This window comes from Tranquillimonas rosea (assembly GCF_900111315.1).
In the GTDB taxonomy this organism is placed as follows: domain Bacteria; phylum Pseudomonadota; class Alphaproteobacteria; order Rhodobacterales; family Rhodobacteraceae; genus Tranquillimonas; species Tranquillimonas rosea.
On the sequence record NZ_FOGU01000006.1, the window covers coordinates 16,320 to 36,194 of the forward strand.

Genomic DNA, 19,875 nt, shown 5'->3' on the forward strand with positions numbered 1-19,875 from the left:
AAGGGGCGTAAGATGGCACAAAGGGAGGCGCCGGGCCGGTGGGGGATGCTGGCGGTGATCTGCGTGGCCGTGGTCGGCGCGCTGGCCACGTGGTTCAGTGCCACGGCCGTCGTGCCCGAACTGACCTCGGCGTGGGGCCTGTCGGCCTCCCAGGCGGCGTGGCTGACGAGCGCGGTGCAGATCGGCTTCGTCGCGGGGGCGCTGGGGTCGAGCCTGGTGAACCTGCCGGACATCGTGCGCCTGCCGCGGCTGATGGCGGCCAGCGCGCTGGCGGCGGGGCTGTCCAACGCGGCGCTGTTGCTGGAGCCGGGGCCGGGCGTCGCCGTGGCGCTGCGTTTCGCGACGGGCGTGGCGCTGGCGGGGGTCTATCCCCCGGCGCTGAAGCTGATGGCCACGTGGTTCGTGCGGGGGCGCGGGCTGGCGCTGGGGCTGCTGATCGGTGCGCTCACGCTGGGCTCGTCGATGCCGCATCTTGTGCGGGCGGCGACCGAGGGGCTGGCCTGGGAGGCGGTGGTCATCGCCACCAGCGCCGGGACACTGGCGGCCGCGGCCTTGTTCCTGGGCGCGGTGCGGGAGGGTCCGTTCGCCTTTGGTCGCGCCGTGTTCGATCCGCGGCAGGCGCTACGGGTGCTGGCCGACCGGCCGGTGCTGCTGGCGAACATCGGCTATTTCGGCCACATGTGGGAGCTCTACGCGATGTGGGCGTGGATGCTGGCCTTTGGCACGGCGATCGCCGAAGCGGGCGTTGCGCCGGTGCCGTTCGGCTCGGCCTCGATGCTGAGCTTCGTCGCCGTGGCGTCGGGCGTGGCGGGATGCATCCTGGGCGGGGCGCTGTCCGATCGGATCGGCCGGTGCCTGACGACGGCGGGGCTGATGGCGGTCTCGGCCAGCTGCGCGGTGCTGATCGGTTTCGCCTTCGACGGCCCGTCATGGCTGCTGGGCGCGATCGCGGTGGTCTGGGGGATCAGCATCGTCGGAGACAGCGCGCAGTTCTCGGCGGCCGTGACGGAGCTGGCCGACACGCGCTTCGTCGGCACGGCGGTGACGGTGCAGATGGGGCTGGGCTTTGCGCTGACCGTGGTGTCGATCTGGCTGGTGCCGCTGGTGGCGGAGCTGCTGGGCGGCTGGCGTTGGAGCTTTGTCGTGCTGGTGCCGGGCCCGCTGGTGGGGGCGGCGGCGATGCTGGCGCTGCGCCGCCGGCCAGAGGCGGTCCGGCTGGCCGGCGGCGCGCGCTAGGCGGCGCGTGTCAGGCGACGTTGGTGCCCACGGGGCAGGTCACGCCGGTGCCGCCGATGCCGCAATAGCCCGCCGGGTTCTTGGCGAGGTACTGCTGGTGGTAATCCTCGGCAAAGTAGAAGGGCGGCGCGTCGACGATCTCGGTGGTGACGTCGCCATATCCTGCCGCTTTGAGGCGTGGTGCGAACTCGGCCATGGTCCGTTCCGCGGCGGCGCGCTGCGCGGCGTCGTGGACGTAGATGCCCGAGCGGTACTGCGTGCCCATGTCGTTGCCCTGGCGCATGCCCTGGGTCGGATCGTGGCCCTCCCAGAAGATCTTGAGGAGGTCCTCGTAGGACACTTTCGCCGGATCGTAGACCACGCGCACGACCTCGTTGTGGCCAGTGCGGCCGGTGCAGACCTCTTCGTAGGTGGGGTTCGGGGTGTAGCCGCCGGCATAGCCCACGGCGGTGCTGTGGACGCCGGGCACTTGCCAGAACATCCGCTCGACGCCCCAGAAGCAGCCCATGCCGAAGATCGCGACCTCGTGGCCTTCGGGGATTTCGGCAAGCGGCGCGCCGTTGACGAAATGCGTGGTCGCGGTCGGGATCGGGTGGTCGCGGCCGGGCAGGGCCTCGTCGGGGGATACCATTTCGGGCGTCTTGCGCTGGAACATGAACATCGCGCTCTCCTCGTCTGCGTGTTGCCACCGATATAGGTCCGGGGGCGCGTCTGCGCTACTCTGCGGGATGGGCGAGCGCGGCCTGGAACACGGTTTCGTGGCCCGGCGCGGGGTGACGCGGGATCATCAGCGCCAGCACCAGAGAGGCCAGCGCCATCGACGCGGCCAGCACGAAGACGCCGCCCGGACTGGTCACCCACAGATACCCCAGGAGCGCCGGCAGGAATACCGCGGCGATGTGGTTGATCGTGAAGGCGACGGCAGCGGTGGGGGCGATGTCGCCGGGATCTGCGATCTTCTGGAAATACGTCTTGAGCGCGAAGGCCAGGGTGAAGAACAGGTGATCCACCACGTAGAGCGTCGCCGCCAGCGCCACGCCCCAGCCGAAATAGTAGATGCCGCCATAGGCCAGGAACACAAGGGTCAGGCCGACATATTCGAAGATCAGGATGCGCCGCTCTCCGAACAGGCTCACGCCCTTTCCCATGAGCGGGGCGAAGGCGATGTTCGCGACGAAGTTGACGATGAACAGGGCGGTGACCTCATGCACGTCGAAGCCGAAGCGCTCGACCATCATGAAGGCGGCGAAGACCACGAAGATCTGCCGCCGGGCGCCGGACATGAACTGCAGCGCGTAATACAGCCAGTAGCGCCGGCGCAGGATCATGCGGGTCTGCTGGGGATGCGGCGCCTCGTATTGCGGATACGCGAACAGGCAGAACAGCGCGATCGCCGCCGTCGCCCCGCCCGACACCAGGTAGACGGTGTTGTAGCTGAGATCGAAGGCCCGCCAGGTGGCCACCAGCAGCGCGTACGAGATCAGGGCCGCGGCCGAGCTGACCGCGACGATCCAGCCCAGCATCTGCGGCGCCCGCCGCTTGTCCAGCCATTGCAGTTGCAGCGATTGGCCGATCGTTTCGAAGTAGTGGAAGCCGATCGAGGACAGCATCGTGATCGTCAGGATGCCGGCGAGGCTGGGAAACCACGCGGTCACCGCCGTGGTCACGCCCATCAGAAGCAGGCTGACGAGGCCCAGGACCTGTTCGCGCATCACCGCGATGAGGGCGATCACGCCGATGGCGAGAAAGCCCGGAACCTCGCGCACGGTGTGCAGCCAGCCGATCTCGACCCCGGTGAAATCCGCCGCCTCGACCACGAAGTTGTTCAGGAGCGCCGACCAGGTGGCGAAGGCGAGCGGCATCGCGAAGGCCGTGAGGAACAGCAGCGCCTCGGGTCGGCGCCAGCGGGGCTGGGTTCCCGCGTCTCTGAGCGGCACGATCTGCATCCGCCCGGCCTTACGCCCGTGCCGCCAGTTTGGCGAGGGCTTTCCGCCCGCTTGCGTCGCGCCGGCGGGACGGTCTAGTGAGCGGCCATGACACCAGAAGAGACCCAGGCCTATTTCACCCGCTCCGACGGCTCCTACGCGTTCGCGCGATGGGGGCGGCCGATCGCCCCGGTCGTGTTCGGCGTCGAGGACGAGACGCTGTCGACGGTGAAGGGCAGCCTCGAGGCGGTCACCGCGCTGGCCGGCAACGGGATGGCCGAGACGGACCCCGAGCTTGGCGTGAACATGATGGTTTTCTTCGTGCGCAGCTGGGAAGAGCTCTTGGGCGTGCCCGATCTCGACCGGCTGATCCCCGACTTCGCGGGGCTCATCGGGCGGCTGCAGGAGGTCGATGCGAACCAGTACCGCATCTTCCGCTTCGACGATGACGCGGCGATCCGGGCCTGCTTCGTGTTCCTGCGGATGGACGAGGCGCTGTCGGACCTTCCCGCCGAGACGCTGGCGCTGAGCCAGGCGGTGCAGTCGATCCTTCTATGGTCCGACACGGCCTTCACCGACACCTCGCCGCTGGCGGTGGTGGGCGAGGGCCAGACGATCCTGCGGCCCGAGATCGCCGACCTCGTGCGGGCCGCGTACGATCCGGTGATGCCGGCGGCGGCCGACGATCCCGCCCACGCGCTGCGGCTGGCGGCGCGGATCACCAGGCCGAGCTGAGCGTCGGCATGGACACGCCGCACCGCTTTCCCGTCCACGTCTATTACGAGGACACCGACCTTGCCGGCATCGTCTATTACGCCAACTACCTGCGCTTCATCGAGCGCGCGCGGACCGAGTGGGTGCGCGACCTCGGGATCGACCAGGGCCGGCTGAAGGACGAGCAGGGCATCGTGTTTGCCGTCCGCCGGGTCGAGGCCGATTACCTCCGGCCGGCGCGGTTCGACGAGGATCTGACGGTCGAGACGCGGCTGGTGTCGAGCGGCGGCGCGCGCGTCGTGCTGACGCAGGACGTCACCCGCGAGGGGGCGGTGCTGTTTTCCTCCGTGGTGACGCTCGTGGCGCTGTCCGACGGGGGGCGGCCCGCCCGGCTGCCGGCCGATCTGCGGGCCCGTTTGGGCTGAAATCTCTCGGCGACGCCGCGCCGATCCCGCACTTGTGTTGGCCTTCACCCGTGAAGTGCGGTAAAAATGCGTCTAGCAGGGCGCAGCAACACAGATAAGCGGCCGCGGAGAGAGCAGATCTGATGGAAATGGACTTTTCGATGTGGGCGCTCTTCGCCCGCGCGACGCTCACCGTCAAACTGGTGATGCTGGTACTTCTCGGCGCCTCGGTCTGGGCCTGGGCGATCATCATCCAGAAACACATCGCCTATCGCCGGGCCCGGAGCGAGGCTGCCCGGTTCGACGCGGCGTTCTGGTCCGGTGAGCCGCTCGACGACCTGTATCGGCAGCTCGGCCCCGATCCCGACGGCCGCGCCGAGGCGGTGTTCGCCGCAGGCATGACTGAGTGGCAGCGCAGCCACCGGCAGGACGGCGTGCTGATACCGGGGGCGCAGGCGCGGATCGACCGGTCGATGGACGTGGCGATCGCAAACCAGGCCGAGGATCTCGAACGCGGGCTGCCGTTCCTTGCGACCGTGGGCTCGACCGCGCCCTTCATCGGGCTGTTCGGCACGGTCTGGGGGATCATGCACGCCTTCATCCAGATCGCCGAGGCGCAGAACACCAACCTCGCCGTCGTGGCGCCCGGCATCGCCGAGGCGCTGCTGGCGACCGGGCTGGGCCTGCTGGCGGCGATCCCGGCGGTGATCTTCTACAACAAGCTGACCTCGGACAGCTCGCGCATCGTGCAGGGCTACGAGAGTTTCGCGGACGAGTTTTCGACCATTCTCAGCCGCCAGTTGGATACCTGACATGGGTGCCGGAGTGATGGACAATGGCGGAGGCGGCGGCACGCGCCGCTGGGGGCGCCGGCGCAGCCGCGGCGGGGCCAAGCCGATGGCCGAGATCAACGTCACGCCGTTCGTCGACGTGATGCTGGTGCTTCTGATCATCTTCATGGTCGCCGCGCCGCTGCTGACCGTCGGCGTTCCCGTCGAACTGCCCGAGACCGCCGCCGACCCGCTTCCGACCGAGCAGGAAGAGCCGCTGACCGTCACGTTGACCGGCGATGGCCGCGTCCTGCTGCAATCGAACGAGACCGAGTCCGATGACCTCGTCAGGCAGCTTCGCGCGATCGCCGCCGAGCGCTCCAGCAACCGCGTCTACCTGCGGGCCGACGGCGCGGTGTCCTACGCGCAGGTGGCCGAGGTCATGGGCGCGCTCAATGCGGGCGGGTTCGGCAATATCGGTCTGGTAACGGATTCCGGGGGCCGGCGGCTCGACGGGACGGACGAGTAGGCGGCGCGGATGCGCACGTATCTCTACATCTCGGCCGCGGGCCACGCGCTGCTGCTCGGGGTCGCCCTGTTCGGCGGCTTCTTCGTGCGCGAAGAACTGCCGCCGCCCGAGGTGGCCGAGGTGTCGGTCGTGTCCGAAGAGGAATTCGCGGCGCTCACTCGTCCCGAAGAGGGGCCGGCGATCTCGGACGCCGCCCCGGTCGCGCAGCCACCCGCGCAGGAGGACGAGACGCCCGAGGCGCCTGAGGCCGAGGCGCCGCCCGAGACGGCCGAGGCGCCGCCGGCGCAGGACCCGGATCAGCCCGACGCCACGCCCGAGTCGCTGCCCGAGCAGACGCCGGACGCCGAGGTGTCGGACGCGCCGCCCGAGGCGCCCGCCGCGCCCGACGACAGCGACCCATCGCCCGAGCCCACCGCGCCCACGCCGCGGCCCGCACCCCGCGTCGCCCCCGAGGCCGCGCCGCCGCCGCCGCCGGACGCCGAAGAAGCGCCCGTGGTCACCGAAAGCACGACCCCCGATCCCGCCCCGGCGCCCGAACAGGAAACCGTCGAGGAGCAGGAGCCGACCGCGCCGCCCGAAGCGTCGACCGAAATCGTGACCGAGGCCGAGCGGCCGACCACGGCACCCGAATCCTCTCCGCGCCCGCCCGGCCGTCCGACGCGCCCGATCCAGACGGCCGAGGCCGAACAGGAGCCGACGCCGCAACCCGAGCCCGAGCCTGAGCCGGAACCCGAGCCGGAGCCTGAACCAGAGCCCGAGCCCGAGGAGCCGACCGCGCCGCAGACACCCGGCTCGACGGCCGAGGCCTCGTCCGACTCGGTCTCCGGTGCGGTCAACGACGCGCTGGCCTCGCTGCGCGATCAGGAACAGTCCGGCCAGACCGCCCCGACCCAGGGCGAGCCCGCCGGTCCGCCGCTGACACGGGGCGAGCGCGACGCGCTGCGCGTGGCGGTGCAGCAGTGCTGGAACGTCGATGTCGGCTCGGAAGCGGCGTCCGTGGTGGTGACCGTGGGCTTCGAACTGGACCGCGAGGGACGGGTCGTGGGCAACGACGTCCGCATGATCTCGGCCGAGGGCGGCGGCGACAGCGCGCAGCGCACTGCGTTCGGCGCGGCCCGCCGCGCGGTCCTGCGCTGCCAGAGCCAGGGCCGCGACGGCTTTGACCTGCCGGACGAGAAGTACGCTCAGTGGCGCAACGTCGAAGTCACCTTCAATCCCGAAGAGATGCGCCTGAGATGATCCCGGCCGATCCCCGCCGACCGAACCGATCACGTTTCGGTCATCTGACAAGCGCGCTCGCGCTTCCTATGCTCTCGCCCGGTCGGACCTCCGGCCCGGCGCCCACCATGATGAGGATTCAATGACCTGGCTTCGCTGTCTCATGCTCGGTGCGCTTCTGGCGCTTCCGGTCCAGCCCGCCGTGGCGCAGGACAATCCCGGCCCGCTTCGGATCGAGATCACCGAGGGCGTGATCGAGCCCCTGCCGATCGCCATCCCGACCTTCATCGCCGAGACGCCGGCCGCCGAGGAATGGGCGCAGCGGCTGACGCAGGTGGTGGCCGACGATCTGACCGGCACGGGCCTGTTCCGGCGCATCCCGCAGGATGCCTTCATCTCGCCGGTGACCGAGTTCACGCCGCAGGTCGACTACGCGAACTGGAAGGCGATCAACGCGCAGGGCCTGATCATGGGCGCCGTCAGCGTGTCGGACGACGGCCGGCTCACGGTGAAGTTCCGGCTGCATGACGTGTTCGCCGAATCCGAGCTGGGGCAGGGCCTGCAGCTGGGCGGCTCGACGAATTCGTGGCGCCGTCTCGCGCACAAGGTGGCCGACCAGGTTTATTCCCGGATCACCGGTGAGGACCCCTATTTCGACAGTCGGGTCGTCTTCGTCTCCGAGCGCGGGCCCAAGAACGACCGGCGCAAGCGGCTGGCGGTGATGGATTACGACGGCGCGAACGTCCAGTTCCTGACCGACAGTGACGCGATCGTTCTGAACCCGCGCTTCTCGCCCACCGGCGACCGGGTGCTCTATACCAGCTACGAGACCGGGTTCCCGCGCATCTACGAGATCAACGTGGGCACGGTGAGCCGCACGCCGCTGCCGATACCCGGCGAGGACATGACCTTTGCGCCGCGCTATGCGCCGGATGGCCGGACGGTTGTGTTCTCGCTGACGCAGAACGGCAACTCCGACATCTATCGCCTTCAGCCCGGCGGCAGCCCCGAGCGGCTGACCTCGGCGCCCTCGATCGAGACCGCGCCGAGCTATTCGCCCGACGGTAACCGCATCGTCTTCGAAAGCGACCGGTCGGGCACGCAGCAACTCTATGTCATGCCGGCATCGGGCGGCGAGCCGCAGCGCATCAGCTTCGGTCCGGGTCGTTACGGCACGCCGGTCTGGTCGCCGCGCGGCGATCTCATCGCGTTCACCAAGCAGAACGAGGGCCGGTTCCACATCGGCGTGATGCGCACCGACGGTTCCGAGGAACGGCTTCTGACCGCGTCCTTCCTGGACGAGGGGCCGACATGGTCGCCGAACGGTCGCGTGATCATGTTCACCCGAGAGACCGCCGGCGCGAGCGGCGAGTCGGCGCTCTACTCCGTCGACATCTCGGGCCGGAACCTCAAGCGCGTCTCGACCGACGGCGCGGCCTCCGATCCCGCCTGGTCGCCGCTTCTCGATTAGTGATCGCAGTCGTTCCCAAACGCTTAACCCGGTGTTAAGACGGCACTCAAAGGGCCGTCGCCACCCAGAAAACAGGATGCTCGCCATGCATTTCCCCCGCCTCGCCGTCACGCTCACACTGGTTCTGGGCGTCGCCGCCTGTTCCAACGCGACCCGCTTTGGGCCCGGCGCCGAGGGGCAGGGGGCCGGCATGGGCCCCGGCGCGGGAATGGCGGGCAATGCCGCTGCGACCGGCACGGCCGATCCGAGCTCGCCTGCCTACTTCCAGAACACGGTGGGCGACAGGGTGCTGTTCGCGGTCGACCAGTCGACACTGTCGGACGGTGCGCGCACGACCCTGTCCGAGCAGGCGCGCTGGCTGACGAGCAATCCCGAATACACCGCCGTCATCGAAGGCCACGCCGACGAGCAGGGCACGCGGGAATACAACCTCGCGCTCGGCGCCCGCCGCGCCAGCGCGGCCGAGGATTACCTCATCAGCCAGGGCGTCGCTTCGAGCCGCCTGCGCACGGTGACCTACGGCAAGGAGCGCCCGCTCGAGGTCTGCTCGTCCGAGGCGTGCTATTCCAAGAACCGCCGCGCCGTCACGGTGATCGCCGCCGGCGGCACTCCGACGAGCTGAGGCCGGCCATGCTGCGCGCGCTGCTGATCGCCGCCCTCCTGCTGCCCGGCGTTGCCCGGGCGCAGTCCGCCCCCTCGACCGAGACGCTGGCCGATGTCCGGCAGGAGCTCTCGATCCTCTATGTCGAGGTGCAGAAGCTGAAACGCCAGCTGTCGACCACGGGCACCCCACAGGTCGATCTGTCCGGCACCTCGGCGCTGGAGCGGATCGACGCGATGGAGCGCGAGCTTCAGCGGCTGACCGCCCGCACCGAAGAGATCGAGTTCCGCGTCAACCAGGTGGTCGAGGACGGCACGAACCGCGTCGGCGACCTGGAGTTCCGGTTGTGCGAGCTGGAAGAAGATTGCGACATCTCCGAGCTGGGCGACACGCCGCAGCTGGGCGGAGACATGGGCGAGGCGCTTGGGCCCTCGGCGCCGCAGCAGGCGAGCCCGCCGTCGAACGGCGCCCAGATGGCGATCGGCGAACAGGACGACTTCGACGCCGCCAAGGCCGCTTTCGACTCGGGCGACTACAGCCGCGCGGCCGATCTGTTCGAGACCTTCACGACCAGCTACACCGGCGGGCCGCTGACGGCGCAGGCCCATTACTTCCGCGGCGAAGCTCTGAGCCAGCTTGACCGGACATCGGACGCGGCGCGTGCCTATCTCGCGGCGTTCTCCGGGTCGCCCCAGGGCGAGCGGGCGCCGCAGGCGCTGCTGCAACTGGGCCTCAGCCTGTCCGAGCTTGGCCAGAACGCCGATGCCTGCGTCACGCTGGGCGAGGTCACCAGCCGCTTCCCCGACAGTTCCGCCTCGGTCGAGGCACAGGCGGCGCGGGCGGACATGACCTGCCAGTGACCGACGCCGCAGAGGCGTCGCTGCTGGAGGCTGTCGCGCAGTCGATGCCGCGGGGCGCCTCGGTCGGTGTCGCGGTGTCCGGGGGGGGCGATTCCATGGCGCTGCTCGACCTCGTGTCGCGCTCGGCCGGATCGCGCGGCTGGGGCGTCCGGGCCGCCACGGTGGACCACGGACTTCGCCCCGAGGCGGCGGACGAGGCACGGATGGTGGCGCAGCATTGCGCCGATCTCGGCATCCCCCATGAGACGCTCGTCTGGCGCGATCCCCCGTCCGAGGGCAACCTTCAGGACCGGGCCCGCCGCGCGCGGCGGCGCCTGCTGACGGCGTGGGCACGGCGCGAGGGCATCGGGCACGTCGCGTTGGGGCACACGGAGGACGACCTGGCCGAGACCTTTCTGATGCGCCTCTCGCGGGAGGCCGGGCTGGACGGACTGTCGGCGATGCGTGCAGACTGGCAGGAAGAGGACGTGTGCTGGCACCGGCCCCTTCTGGCGGCCTCACGCGAGGCGTTGCGCGATTACCTGCGGGTGAGGGCGCTGCACTGGGTCGAGGACCCGTCGAACGACGACCCGGCCTTCGCCCGCGTGCGCGCCCGCAGCATCCTGGGACATCTGCAGCCGCTGGGACTGACCGGCGCGACGCTGGCCTCGGTCGCCCGCAACCTCGGCGACGCACGCGCGGCGCTGGCCCGCCATGCCGCCGAGGCCGCCGAGCGGATCGCCCGTGTCGAGGGCGGGGATGTGGTGTTCGGCGCGGACGCCCTGCGCGCGCTTCCGGCAGAGACCCGGCGTCGGCTGCTGATCGCCGCGCTGCGGTGGGTTTCGGGCGCCGAGTATCCGCCGCGCGAGGCGGCGCTCGACGCGCTGTGGGCCGCCGTGGGCGACCACCGGGATCACACGTTGTCGGGCTGCCTCGTGCTTGCCGGCGGCGACGTGGTGCGCGTCACGCGCGAAGCGGCGGCCTCGCGCGGGGTCGAGGGGCCGACGGATGCGTGCTGGGACGGGCGCTGGCGGCTCGACGGCCCCCATGCCCCCGATCTGCGCATCGCGGCCTTGGGTGAAGAGGGGCTGCGGCACTGCCCGGACTGGCGCGAAAGCGGCGTTCCGCGGGCGTCTCTTAGGGCCTCGCCGGCAGTCTGGCGGGGAGCGGACCTGGTCGCGGCACCGCTGGCCGGGCTCTCGGCGGGTTGGAGCGCTCAACTGGCGGGCGGCCGCGACCATTTCGCAAGCTATCTGTTATCTCATTGAAGTACGCGCCCCGATCCTTAGATTGGGGATGTGTGGTCGTTGCAACGCTCGACCGACGAAATTCATAGGAGTTCTCCTTGGGCAACGCGCGCAACATCGCATTCTGGGTCGTCCTGTTCCTGTTGATCCTGGCGCTCTTCAACCTGTTCTCCGGCGGCGGATCGAGCATGTCGTCGCGCCAGATCAGCTATTCCGACTTCATCGAGCGGGTGCAGGGCGGCGACGTCAATTCCGTGACGCTCGACGGTGAGCGCGTGCTGTTCCGCGGCGCGGACGGGAACGATTATTCGACCATCCGCCCCGAAGGCACCGACATCACCGACCGCCTGCTGGACCAGGGCGTGACGGTGAACGCCCGCCCGCAGGAACAGTCGGGCTTCACTACGGTGCTGATGACCTTCCTGCCGTTCCTGCTGCTGATCGGCGTCTGGATCTATTTCATGAACCGGATGCAGGGCGGCGGACGCGGCGGCGCGATGGGATTTGGCAAGTCCAAGGCCAAGCTGCTGACCGAGAAGCACGGCAGAGTCACGTTCGACGACGTGGCGGGCATCGACGAGGCCAAGGACGATCTGGAAGAGATTGTGGAATTCCTGCGCAACCCGCAGAAATTCTCGCGGCTCGGTGGCAAGATCCCCAAGGGTGCGCTGCTGGTGGGCCCGCCGGGCACCGGTAAGACCCTGCTGGCCCGCGCCGTGGCCGGCGAGGCGGGGGTGCCGTTCTTCACCATTTCGGGCTCGGACTTCGTCGAGATGTTCGTCGGTGTTGGCGCATCCCGCGTGCGCGACATGTTCGAGCAGGCGAAGAAGAACGCGCCCTGCATCGTCTTCATCGACGAGATCGACGCCGTCGGCCGCTCGCGCGGGGCCGGCTATGGCGGCGGCAACGACGAGCGGGAGCAGACGCTGAACCAGCTTCTCGTCGAGATGGACGGCTTCGAGTCGAACGAAGGCATCATCATCGTCGCCGCGACGAACCGCCCCGACGTGCTGGACCCCGCGCTGCTGCGTCCGGGCCGCTTCGACCGTCAGGTCCAGGTGCCGAACCCCGACATCAAGGGCCGCGAGAAGATCCTCGGCGTGCACGCCCGCAAGGTGCCGCTGGGTCCCGATGTGGACCTGCGGATCATCGCGCGCGGCTGCCCCGGCTTTTCCGGCGCCGACCTGGCGAACCTCGTGAACGAGGCCGCGCTGATGGCGGCCCGTGTCGGACGCCGCTTCGTGACGATGGACGACTTCGAGAACGCCAAGGACAAGGTCATGATGGGCGCCGAACGGCGGTCCATGGTGATGACCGAGGACGAGAAGAAGCTGACCGCCTACCACGAGGCTGGCCACGCCATCGTCGGGCTCAACGTCCCGCAGCATGACCCGGTGCACAAGGCGACGATCATCCCGCGCGGCCGGGCGCTTGGCCTCGTGCTGTCCCTGCCCGAACGCGACCAGCTGTCGGTGACCTACACCAAGTACAAGTCGAAGATCGCCATGGCGATGGGCGGCAAGGTGGCCGAAGAGCTCAAGTTCGGGAAGGACAACATCACCTCGGGCGCGGCGAGCGACATTCAACAGGTGTCCAAGATCGCGCGGGCGATGGTGACGCAGTTCGGCTTCTCGGAAGAGCTCGGGAACGTCGACTACGCGAACGAGCAGCAGGGCTATCTCGGGGCGATGCAGGGCCAGTCCAACGTTTCGCCCGAAACCCAGCAGAAGATCGACGCCGAAGTGCGCAAAATCGTCGACGAGGGTTACGAGACGGCCAAGCGCATCCTCACCGAAAAGAACGAAGACTGGGAGCGTCTGGCCCAGGGCCTGCTGGAATACGAGACGCTGACCGGGCCCGAGATCATGAAGGTCGTGAACGGCGAGCCGCTGAATCGCGGCGACGACAACGACGACACGCCCACGGGCACCACCTCGTCGATCACGTCGATTCCCAAGACGAAGGGCAAGCAGAAACCCAACGACGGTGGGCTGGAACCCGAGCCCTCGACCTGATCCACGCCTTCATTCGGATTAAGCGCCCCGGCGATGCACTCGCCGGGGCGTTTTCGTTTCAGGCGGCCCGGCGCCCCGCAGGTTTCGGATTGCGGCCTTCCACCCGGTCCGCATGATGCGCCCGACGACCGCATCCAAGGGACCGAGAAATGGCAGCGTTGAAACCAACTGACCTGACCGCCCATGTCACCTGGCTGGGCCGCGTGCCCCACCGGGACGCGGCCGAGATCGTCGGTGAGCCGCTGGAGGACATCACGCTCACCTTCGCGGGCCTGGATGGCGAGCATCACGCGGGTCTGACGCGCCCCTCGTGCAGCCGCGTGCTCGCGCTCTACCCAAAACGGGGCACCGAGATTCGCAACGTCCGGCAAATCAGCATCGTGTCCGAGGAAGAGCTTGCGCTCATCGCGGCGGACCTCGGGCTCGACGCGATCGACCCGGCGTGGCTGGGGGCCACGATCGTCTTGCGGGGCCTGCCAGATTTCAGCCACCTGCCGCCCTCCGCACGGCTGCAGGCCGACAGTGGCGCGACGCTGACCGTGGACATGCAGAATCGCCCCTGCCAATTTCCGGCCCGCACGATCGAGGCGGCGCATCCCGGCCACGGCAAGCGCTTCAAGTCCGCCGCCGAGGGGCGCCGCGGCGTGACAGCGTGGGTCGAGCGTGAGGGCCCCGTGCAGCGCGGCGACATGCTGCGCCTGTTCGTGCCCGATCAGCGCGCCTGGGCGGCGTCATAGAGCAAAAAAAAGACGCCGGGTGAGGGACCACGGCGCCTTTCTCTCTGAGAACACTTGGGTTGGCGGGGTTATATGAGGGTCAACCCAGCCATCGCCAGACCCATTGCAAGCCCGGCATGAACAACCATCGTCATCTTTAACATGTCACAACCTTTCCTCTTGAATCCTAAACGCCTTGACTCGGGAAAAGGTTTCATGCCGCGGTCGCGCTTCCGGGGTTGCTCGTGCATCGGCAAGGGTGCAGGGGCCAGGGCAGGAACTTGACAGTGGAGCGGTGCGCATGACGGCAGCCATTATCGACGGCAAGGCGTTTGCCGGCGAGATTCGGGAACGGGTCGCGAATCAGGTCGCGCGGCTGAAGGAGATGGATATCGTCCCCGGCCTTGCGGTCGTGCTGGTGGGCGACGATCCGGCCAGCGAGATCTATGTCCGCAACAAGAACCGGCAGACCGAAGAGGCCGGCATGGCCTCGTTCGAGCACCGGCTTGGCGAGGACACCGAGGAACAGGAGCTGGTCGAGCTGGTGCGCCGGCTCAACGCCGATCCGCAGGTGCATGGCATCCTCGTGCAACTGCCGCTGCCGGATCATATCGACGAGAACCTCGTCATCAACGCCATCGACCCGGCCAAGGATGTCGACGGCTTTCACGTCATCAATGCCGGGCGGCTCGCCACCGGGCAGAGCGCGATGGTGCCCTGCACGCCGCTCGGCTGCCTGCTGATGCTGCGCGACCGGCTGGGCGACCTCTCGGGCCGCGAGGCGGTTGTGATCGGACGCTCGAACATCGTGGGCAAGCCGATGGCGCAGCTTCTTCTGCGCGAGAATTGCACGGTCACGGTCTGTCACAGCCGCACGCGCGACATCGCCGACGTGGTGCGGCGCGGCGAGATCGTGGTCGCGGCGGTGGGCCGGCGCGATTTTGTGCCCGCCGACTGGATTCGCCGCGGCGCCACGGTGATCGACGTGGGCATCAACCGGATCGACGCGCCGGAAAAGGGCGAGGGCAAGACGCGCCTCGTGGGCGACGTGCAGTTCGATGCGGTCAAGGACGTGGCGGACGCCATCACGCCGGTACCGGGCGGCGTAGGGCCGATGACCATCGCCTGCCTGCTGGCGAACACGGTGACCGCCTGCTGCCTGTCGCACGGCCTGCCCGCACCGCAGGACCTGACGGTCTAGCCGGTCGCCACCGAGCGGGGCAGGGGCACCGCATGGGCGCGCTGTCCGGTCAGGATGGCGCGGCCCGGACCGGGAAGAAGTTCTCCGAAGACCGGGTCGGTCCATCTCAGCCCGCCGGTATAGGTGCCGTAGGCAGGCATGATCAGGCGCGACGCATCGTGCAGAAAGCAGCGCCGCGTCACCTGCCGTCCGCGCAGCGACAGTGCCGCCTTCGGGTGATAATGGCCCGAGACCTCACCCTGCGCCGCCGGGGCGGCGATGTGGCGGAAGGTCAGCGGGCCGTCCTCGTAGGTCTCGACCAGCGCGCCGCCAAGCGCGACGGGCGCGGGGTCGTGGTTGCCGACGATCCACACCCAGTTGCGCCCGGCCTGCAGCCGCGCAATCCAGTCGAGCGCGGCATCCTCCAGCGCCCCCGCCGCGGCGACGTCGTCGAAACTGTCGCCGAGGCACACCACGCGGGCGGGGTCCGCCGCCTCGATGTCGCGCTCCAGCCGGGCCAGCGTATCGCGCACCTCGTAGGGCGGTAGCATCGCACCGCCACGCCGCGCCATCCGCTCGGACTTGCCCAGGTGCAGGTCCGAGACGCACAGTAGCCGCTGCTCGGGCCACCAGAGCGCGCCCGAGCCCTGGGCGACCAGGCGAGTGCCGGCAAATTCGAAAGCATGCCCGTTCATGGTCCGTTCGTGCCGTGTGCGGCGGCGAAGATCAAGCGGTCAGCGGCTGCGAGCGGCGGTCAGTAGGGGACGCGCCAGCGGGACGGTGCGGGCTCCAGCGTGTCGAGCCCGGCGGTTTCCATCAGGCGCTCCGCCTCTTCCTCCAGCAGCCGCTCGGTCGCCGCGCCCTCGACCGGAACGCGACCCGCCTCGAGGAACAGCGGCGCCGCCAGCGGGGTCACGCGGGGCAGGGTCACGTGGTCGATCCGGCCCGAGGTGCGGGCCAGCATCTCTTCGATCCGGCCAAAATCGACAAGGCCCTTCAGCGCCTCCTCGCGCGTGATCTGCAGCATCAGGTGATCGGGATCGTAGCGTCTGAGCGTGTCGTACAGGATGTCGGCCGAGAACGTGGCCTGCTTGCCTGTCTTTCGCTGGCCCGGTGAGGCGGTGCGGTCGACGAGCCCCGCGATCACCGCCGATGCCTTGAACGTGCGCTTCATCACTGCGTTGCCGGCCAGCCAGGTCTCGAACGCGTTGCGCAGGTTTTCGGCCTGGAACAGCGGGGCCGGATCCTCGAGCCTGTCGAGCCCCCAGATCAGCACGGCGTAATCGGTCGAGACGAAGCCCATCGGGTGCAGGCCCATCTCCTCCATCCGCGCGGTCAGCAGCAGGCCGAGGGTCTGCATCGCGTTGCGCCCGGCGAAGCCGTAGACGCAGGTATGCTCGCGCCCGTCATGGGGAAAGCTCTCGATCAGCAGCCGGTCCGCCTCGGGCAGCTTCGAGCGGTCCCGCTGCAGGGCCAGCCACTCGGCTGTGTGGCCCGGCAGCTCGGGCCAGCCGTCCTGTCGGAACATCGACAGGATACGTTGCGACAACTGTGTCGAGGTGGCGAACTTGGTGCCCATGAATGTCGCGATCTTCGGCGGCTTATCGGCCCGGCGGGTGACCTCGACCGTCATTTCGCGCAGCGACTCGTAGCGCACGACGCGCCCGCCCATGAGGAAGGTGTCGCCGGGGGTCAGGGTGGCAGCGAAGCCTTCTTCGATCTCGCCCAGCGGCGCCCCGCCGCGCCCGCGCATCTTCACTTTCAGAAGATCGCTGTCCTGGATGGTGCCGATATTCATCCGGATGCGCCTGGACGCCCGGGGATCGCGCAGTTGCCACTGCCCGTCGCGCTGCACCAGCCGTTGCCAGCGGTCATAGGCCCGCAGCGCGTAGCCCCCGGTTGCCACGAAATCGAGGCAGTCGTCGAAGGCCGCGCGGCTCAGCCCGGCATAGGCGCCGGCGCTGGTCACCTCGGCGTACAAGTCGTCTGCGTCGAACGGCCCCGCCGCGGCAGAGATGAGGATGTGCTGACACAGTACGTCGCGCGGGCCGGGACCGCGCGGGTCACCGTCCAGGTCACGCTCGCGCACTGCCTGAAGGGCGGCGACGCACTCGACGATCTCGAACCGGTTGGCGGGCACCAGAAGCGCCTTCGACGGCGCGTTGTAGCGGTGGTTCGCGCGGCCGATCCGCTGGACAAGGCGCTTGACGTTCTTCGGCGCACCGATCTGGATCACCAGGTCGACGTCGCCCCAGTCGATCCCGAGGTCGAGAGAGCCGGTGCAGACGATGGCACGCAGGTCGCCCCGCACCATCGCGGCCTCGATCTTCTCGCGCTGCTCGCGGGCGAGAGAGCCGTGGTGGATGCCGATGGGCAGCGCGTCCTCGTTGGCCAGCCACAGTTCGTGAAAGAAGATCTCGGCCTGTGCCCGCGTGTTGTGGAAGATCAGGGTCGTCCGGTGCCGGCGCACCTGGTCCAGCACGGCCGGAATGGCGTATTTCCCGCCGCCGCCGGACCAGGGCGGGGCCTCGTCCGTCTGAAGCATCGAGATGTCGGGATCGGGGCCGGGATCGGCGTGGATGATCTCGCACGGGTCGGGATGGCGGGCGAGGAAGCGTCCGATGCCCTCGGGATCCTCGACCGTGGCTGACAGGCCGACGCGCCGCAGGCCCGGCACCAGCGTCTGGAGCCGGGCCAGCGCGAGCATGAGCTGATCGCCGCGCTTGGATTCGGACAGGGCGTGGATCTCGTCCACGATGACCCGCTTGAGCCCGGCGAAGATGCGCGGCGCGTCCTCGTAGGACAGCATCAGCGCAAGACTTTCGGGCGTGGTCAGCAGGATATGCGGCGGATCGGCCCGCTGCCGCCGCTTGACGTGAGAAGAGGTGTCGCCCGTGCGGTCCTCGACCCGGACGGGCAGGTCCATGTCGGCGATCGGCGTCCCGAGGTTGCGGCGGATGTCGGCGGCCAGTGCCTTGAGCGGCGAGATGTATAGCGTGTGCAGCCCCTGGTGCCCGCCCTCGGCCAGTTCCGCCAGGGTGGGGAGGAAGCCGGCCAGCGTCTTGCCGCCCCCCGTGGGCGCGATCAGCAGCAAAGAGGCCGCGTCGGCGCGGTCCAGCATCTCTTGCTGGTGCGGATGGACGTGCCAGCCGCGGGCGGCGAACCAGTCGTGAAAGCGGGTGGGAAGTTCGGTCATGCGGCGCAAGGTAGGGGCGGTGCGGGCGCTTTTCGAACCCGGCCGCGGCGATTTCCTGTCGCGGGGCGAGTCAGCCCGGCGACGATACCTTCATCAGCAGAAGTCCGGCGACGATCAGGGCCGCCGCGGCAACCCGCTGCGCGGTCACGGCCTCTCCCAGAACGGCGATGCCCAGGACAAAGGCCCCGACGGCGCCGATCCCGGTCCAGACGGTGTAGGCGGTCCCGAGCGGCAGGCTGCGCATGGCGACCGCCAGCAGGCCGAAGCTGCCGATCATGGTAACGACCGTCACGATCGAGGGGACCAGCCGCGTGAAGCCCGCCGACTGTTTCATCGAGAAGGCCCACACGATTTCCAGAAGCCCGGCCACCAACAGGCATGCCCATGCCATTCCGGCTCTCCTTTGTCGGGCCAGGCCGTCCTGGTCGGTGCAGTCCCGAAACGGGGGAGGTCGTCCTCCGCCACCGGATATGCGGGGTTCCGGCGCCGGCGGCAAGAGGGTGTCAGCGGACGATCTCTTCCTCGCGGACGAACATGTTGGCCCAGGCGCGGTCGATCAGGTCGGGCGTCATCTGGTAGGGGATTCCCTCGAATTCGCAGATGGCGCACATCTGGTCGATCAGGAAGACCGGCTGGTAGTTCGCGTAGATGTTGTCGATCTCGGGATACCTGGTCTTGATCAGGTGAACCAGCGTCGCCTCGTCCAGCGGCATCTTCTTCTTCTTGGCCACCATCGCGAAGATCTTGAGGAAGTCCGCCTGGTTCGGCCCGTCGACCTTGATCTTGAAGAAGATCCGCCGCAGCGCGGCCTGGTCGAAGATCTTGTTCGGGTGGAAGTTCGTCGAGAAGATCACGAGCGTGTCGAAGGGCACGGTGAACTTCTCGCCCGATTGCAGGGCGAGGATGTCGTGGCCTTCCTCCAGCGGCACGATCCAGCGGTTGATCAGCGCCTGGGGCGGCTCTTCCTGGCGCCCGAGGTCGTCGACGATGAAGATCCCGCCGGTCGATTTCAGCTGCATCGGCGCCTGATAGGTGCGCGCGGTGGGGTTGTAGACGAGGTCGAGCATCGACAGCGTCAGCTCGCCCCCCGTGACCACCGTGGGCCGGTCGCACAGGACGTAGCGCGTGTCGTAGCGGATGGTGCGCCGCAGCGAGGTGGGATCGTCCTCCTGCTCTTCCGCGGCGGTGTGCACGATCGGGTCGTAGACGGTAATGACTTGTCCGGAATACTCGATCGCGCGCGGCACGTAGATGCGGTCGCCAATCGCGTCGCGGATGCCGTTCGAGATCGAGGACTTGCCGTTGCCGGGCGGGCCGTACATCAGGATCGACCGGCCCGAGCCGACCGCCGGGCCCAGCTGGTCCAGCAGGTTCTCGGGCAGGATCAGGTGGCCCATCGCATCGGTCAGCTGCTTGCGCGTGACCTGGACGTTGCGGATCGACTGACGCTCGACCTGCGCGCGGTAGATGTCGAGCGGGACGGGCATCGCGCCGAAATACTCCGACTGCGCCAGCGCATCCATCGCCCGCGCCTTGCCGTTCTCGCTCAGCTGATAGCCCATCTCGGACGACGAGGTCGCGTGCAGCGTGCCCGTCGCCTCGAGCAGCCGCTGCGAGCGGGCGAGGTCGACCAGCTCCTGCGTCACCGGGACCGGCAGGCAGATCGTCCTGGCGATCTGGCTGACATGCTCGAGGTTCATGCGGAACATCGTCTTCAGCAGGATGTCCCGCATCATCACCGTCGGCAGGCGCATCTCTTCGAGCGAGCGTGGCAGCGGCGGCGCGGTCACCGCGTCGGCATGGATGTTCATCTG

General features: G+C 68.8%; 19 protein-coding genes. 13 read left to right on the plus strand and 6 right to left on the minus strand.

Translation table 11 applies throughout. The annotated features are described in order from the left end of the window. The first annotated feature begins 12 nt into the window (after nt 1-12). A complete protein-coding gene (locus tag BMZ25_RS11080) occupies nt 13-1,236 on the plus strand; it encodes an MFS transporter (RefSeq protein ID WP_092693532.1) in 1,224 nt (407 codons plus the stop codon). Nucleotides 1,237-1,246: 10 nt separating this feature from the next. Here BMZ25_RS11080 and msrA read toward each other — a convergent pair whose 3' ends face one another. Further along, the gene (gene msrA, locus BMZ25_RS11085; RefSeq protein WP_092693534.1) at nt 1,247-1,897 is read right to left on the minus strand and encodes a peptide-methionine (S)-S-oxide reductase MsrA; all 651 of its coding nucleotides are present in this window, start codon (nt 1,895-1,897) and stop codon (nt 1,247-1,249) included. A gap of 55 nt (nt 1,898-1,952) precedes the next feature. Beyond that, nucleotides 1,953-3,182 carry an MFS transporter gene (locus tag BMZ25_RS11090; RefSeq protein ID WP_092693537.1) on the minus strand — a complete coding sequence of 410 codons (1,230 nt, stop codon included), beginning with the start codon at nt 3,180-3,182 and terminating at the stop codon, nt 1,953-1,955. An 87-nt stretch (nt 3,183-3,269) separates the two neighbouring features. On the opposite strand from BMZ25_RS11090, the gene BMZ25_RS11095 reads away from it, so the two are divergent. From BMZ25_RS11095 to folD, 12 genes are all read left to right on the plus strand, one after another. Then, entirely contained in the window at nt 3,270-3,896 is a 627-nt protein-coding gene (locus BMZ25_RS11095; protein WP_092693541.1) for a hypothetical protein, read from the plus strand. Nucleotides 3,897-3,904: 8 nt separating this feature from the next. Beyond that, entirely contained in the window at nt 3,905-4,300 is a 396-nt protein-coding gene (gene ybgC / locus BMZ25_RS11100; protein WP_092693545.1) for a tol-pal system-associated acyl-CoA thioesterase, read from the plus strand. A gap of 122 nt (nt 4,301-4,422) precedes the next feature. Continuing rightward, complete coding sequence (gene tolQ / locus BMZ25_RS11105) at nt 4,423-5,091, plus strand: protein TolQ (protein WP_092693547.1); 669 nt, start codon at nt 4,423-4,425, stop codon at nt 5,089-5,091. A 1-nt stretch (nt 5,092) separates the two neighbouring features. Then, nucleotides 5,093-5,578: a protein TolR gene (tolR, locus tag BMZ25_RS11110; protein WP_092693548.1), complete on the plus strand. Its 486-nt coding sequence runs from the start codon at nt 5,093-5,095 to the stop codon at nt 5,576-5,578. A 9-nt stretch (nt 5,579-5,587) separates the two neighbouring features. Then, a complete protein-coding gene (locus tag BMZ25_RS20855; protein WP_177190448.1) occupies nt 5,588-6,817 on the plus strand; it encodes a cell envelope biogenesis protein TolA in 1,230 nt (409 codons plus the stop codon). 121 nt (nt 6,818-6,938) lie between these two features. Beyond that, nucleotides 6,939-8,267 (plus strand): Tol-Pal system beta propeller repeat protein TolB, encoded by a 1,329-nt coding sequence (gene tolB, locus BMZ25_RS11125; protein WP_092693556.1) that lies wholly within the window; start codon nt 6,939-6,941, stop codon nt 8,265-8,267. A gap of 85 nt (nt 8,268-8,352) precedes the next feature. Further along, the gene (gene pal / locus BMZ25_RS11130; protein ID WP_092693559.1) at nt 8,353-8,889 is read left to right on the plus strand and encodes a peptidoglycan-associated lipoprotein Pal; all 537 of its coding nucleotides are present in this window, start codon (nt 8,353-8,355) and stop codon (nt 8,887-8,889) included. An 8-nt stretch (nt 8,890-8,897) separates the two neighbouring features. Beyond that, a complete protein-coding gene (ybgF, locus tag BMZ25_RS11135; RefSeq protein ID WP_092693563.1) occupies nt 8,898-9,728 on the plus strand; it encodes a tol-pal system protein YbgF in 831 nt (276 codons plus the stop codon). Next, complete coding sequence (gene tilS / locus BMZ25_RS11140) at nt 9,725-10,975, plus strand: tRNA lysidine(34) synthetase TilS (protein ID WP_235859848.1); 1,251 nt, start codon at nt 9,725-9,727, stop codon at nt 10,973-10,975. The genes ybgF and tilS overlap by 4 nt, the downstream gene beginning before the upstream one ends. Nucleotides 10,976-11,052: 77 nt before the next feature. Beyond that, entirely contained in the window at nt 11,053-12,969 is a 1,917-nt protein-coding gene (ftsH, locus tag BMZ25_RS11145) for an ATP-dependent zinc metalloprotease FtsH (RefSeq protein ID WP_092693565.1), read from the plus strand. Nucleotides 12,970-13,118: 149 nt separating this feature from the next. Then, nucleotides 13,119-13,706, plus strand: a complete 588-nt coding sequence (locus tag BMZ25_RS11150; protein WP_092693568.1) for an MOSC domain-containing protein — start codon at nt 13,119-13,121, stop codon at nt 13,704-13,706. A gap of 280 nt (nt 13,707-13,986) precedes the next feature. Continuing rightward, nucleotides 13,987-14,886, plus strand: a complete 900-nt coding sequence (gene folD / locus BMZ25_RS11155) for a bifunctional methylenetetrahydrofolate dehydrogenase/methenyltetrahydrofolate cyclohydrolase FolD (protein ID WP_092693570.1) — start codon at nt 13,987-13,989, stop codon at nt 14,884-14,886. Here folD and pdeM read toward each other — a convergent pair. From pdeM to BMZ25_RS11175, 4 genes are all read right to left on the minus strand, one after another. After that, entirely contained in the window at nt 14,883-15,560 is a 678-nt protein-coding gene (gene pdeM / locus BMZ25_RS11160; protein WP_092693572.1) for a ligase-associated DNA damage response endonuclease PdeM, read from the minus strand. The genes folD and pdeM overlap by 4 nt on opposite strands. Nucleotides 15,561-15,619: 59 nt before the next feature. Then, nucleotides 15,620-18,061, minus strand: coding sequence for a ligase-associated DNA damage response DEXH box helicase (locus BMZ25_RS11165; protein ID WP_092693574.1), 2,442 nt, complete (start codon nt 18,059-18,061; stop codon nt 15,620-15,622). A 70-nt stretch (nt 18,062-18,131) separates the two neighbouring features. Then, nucleotides 18,132-18,452, minus strand: a complete 321-nt coding sequence (locus BMZ25_RS11170; protein ID WP_092693576.1) for a DMT family transporter — start codon at nt 18,450-18,452, stop codon at nt 18,132-18,134. Between the two features lie 112 nt (nt 18,453-18,564). Further along, nucleotides 18,565-19,872: an ATPase gene (locus BMZ25_RS11175; RefSeq protein WP_092693578.1), complete on the minus strand. Its 1,308-nt coding sequence runs from the start codon at nt 19,870-19,872 to the stop codon at nt 18,565-18,567. Nucleotides 19,873-19,875 lie beyond the last annotated feature (3 nt).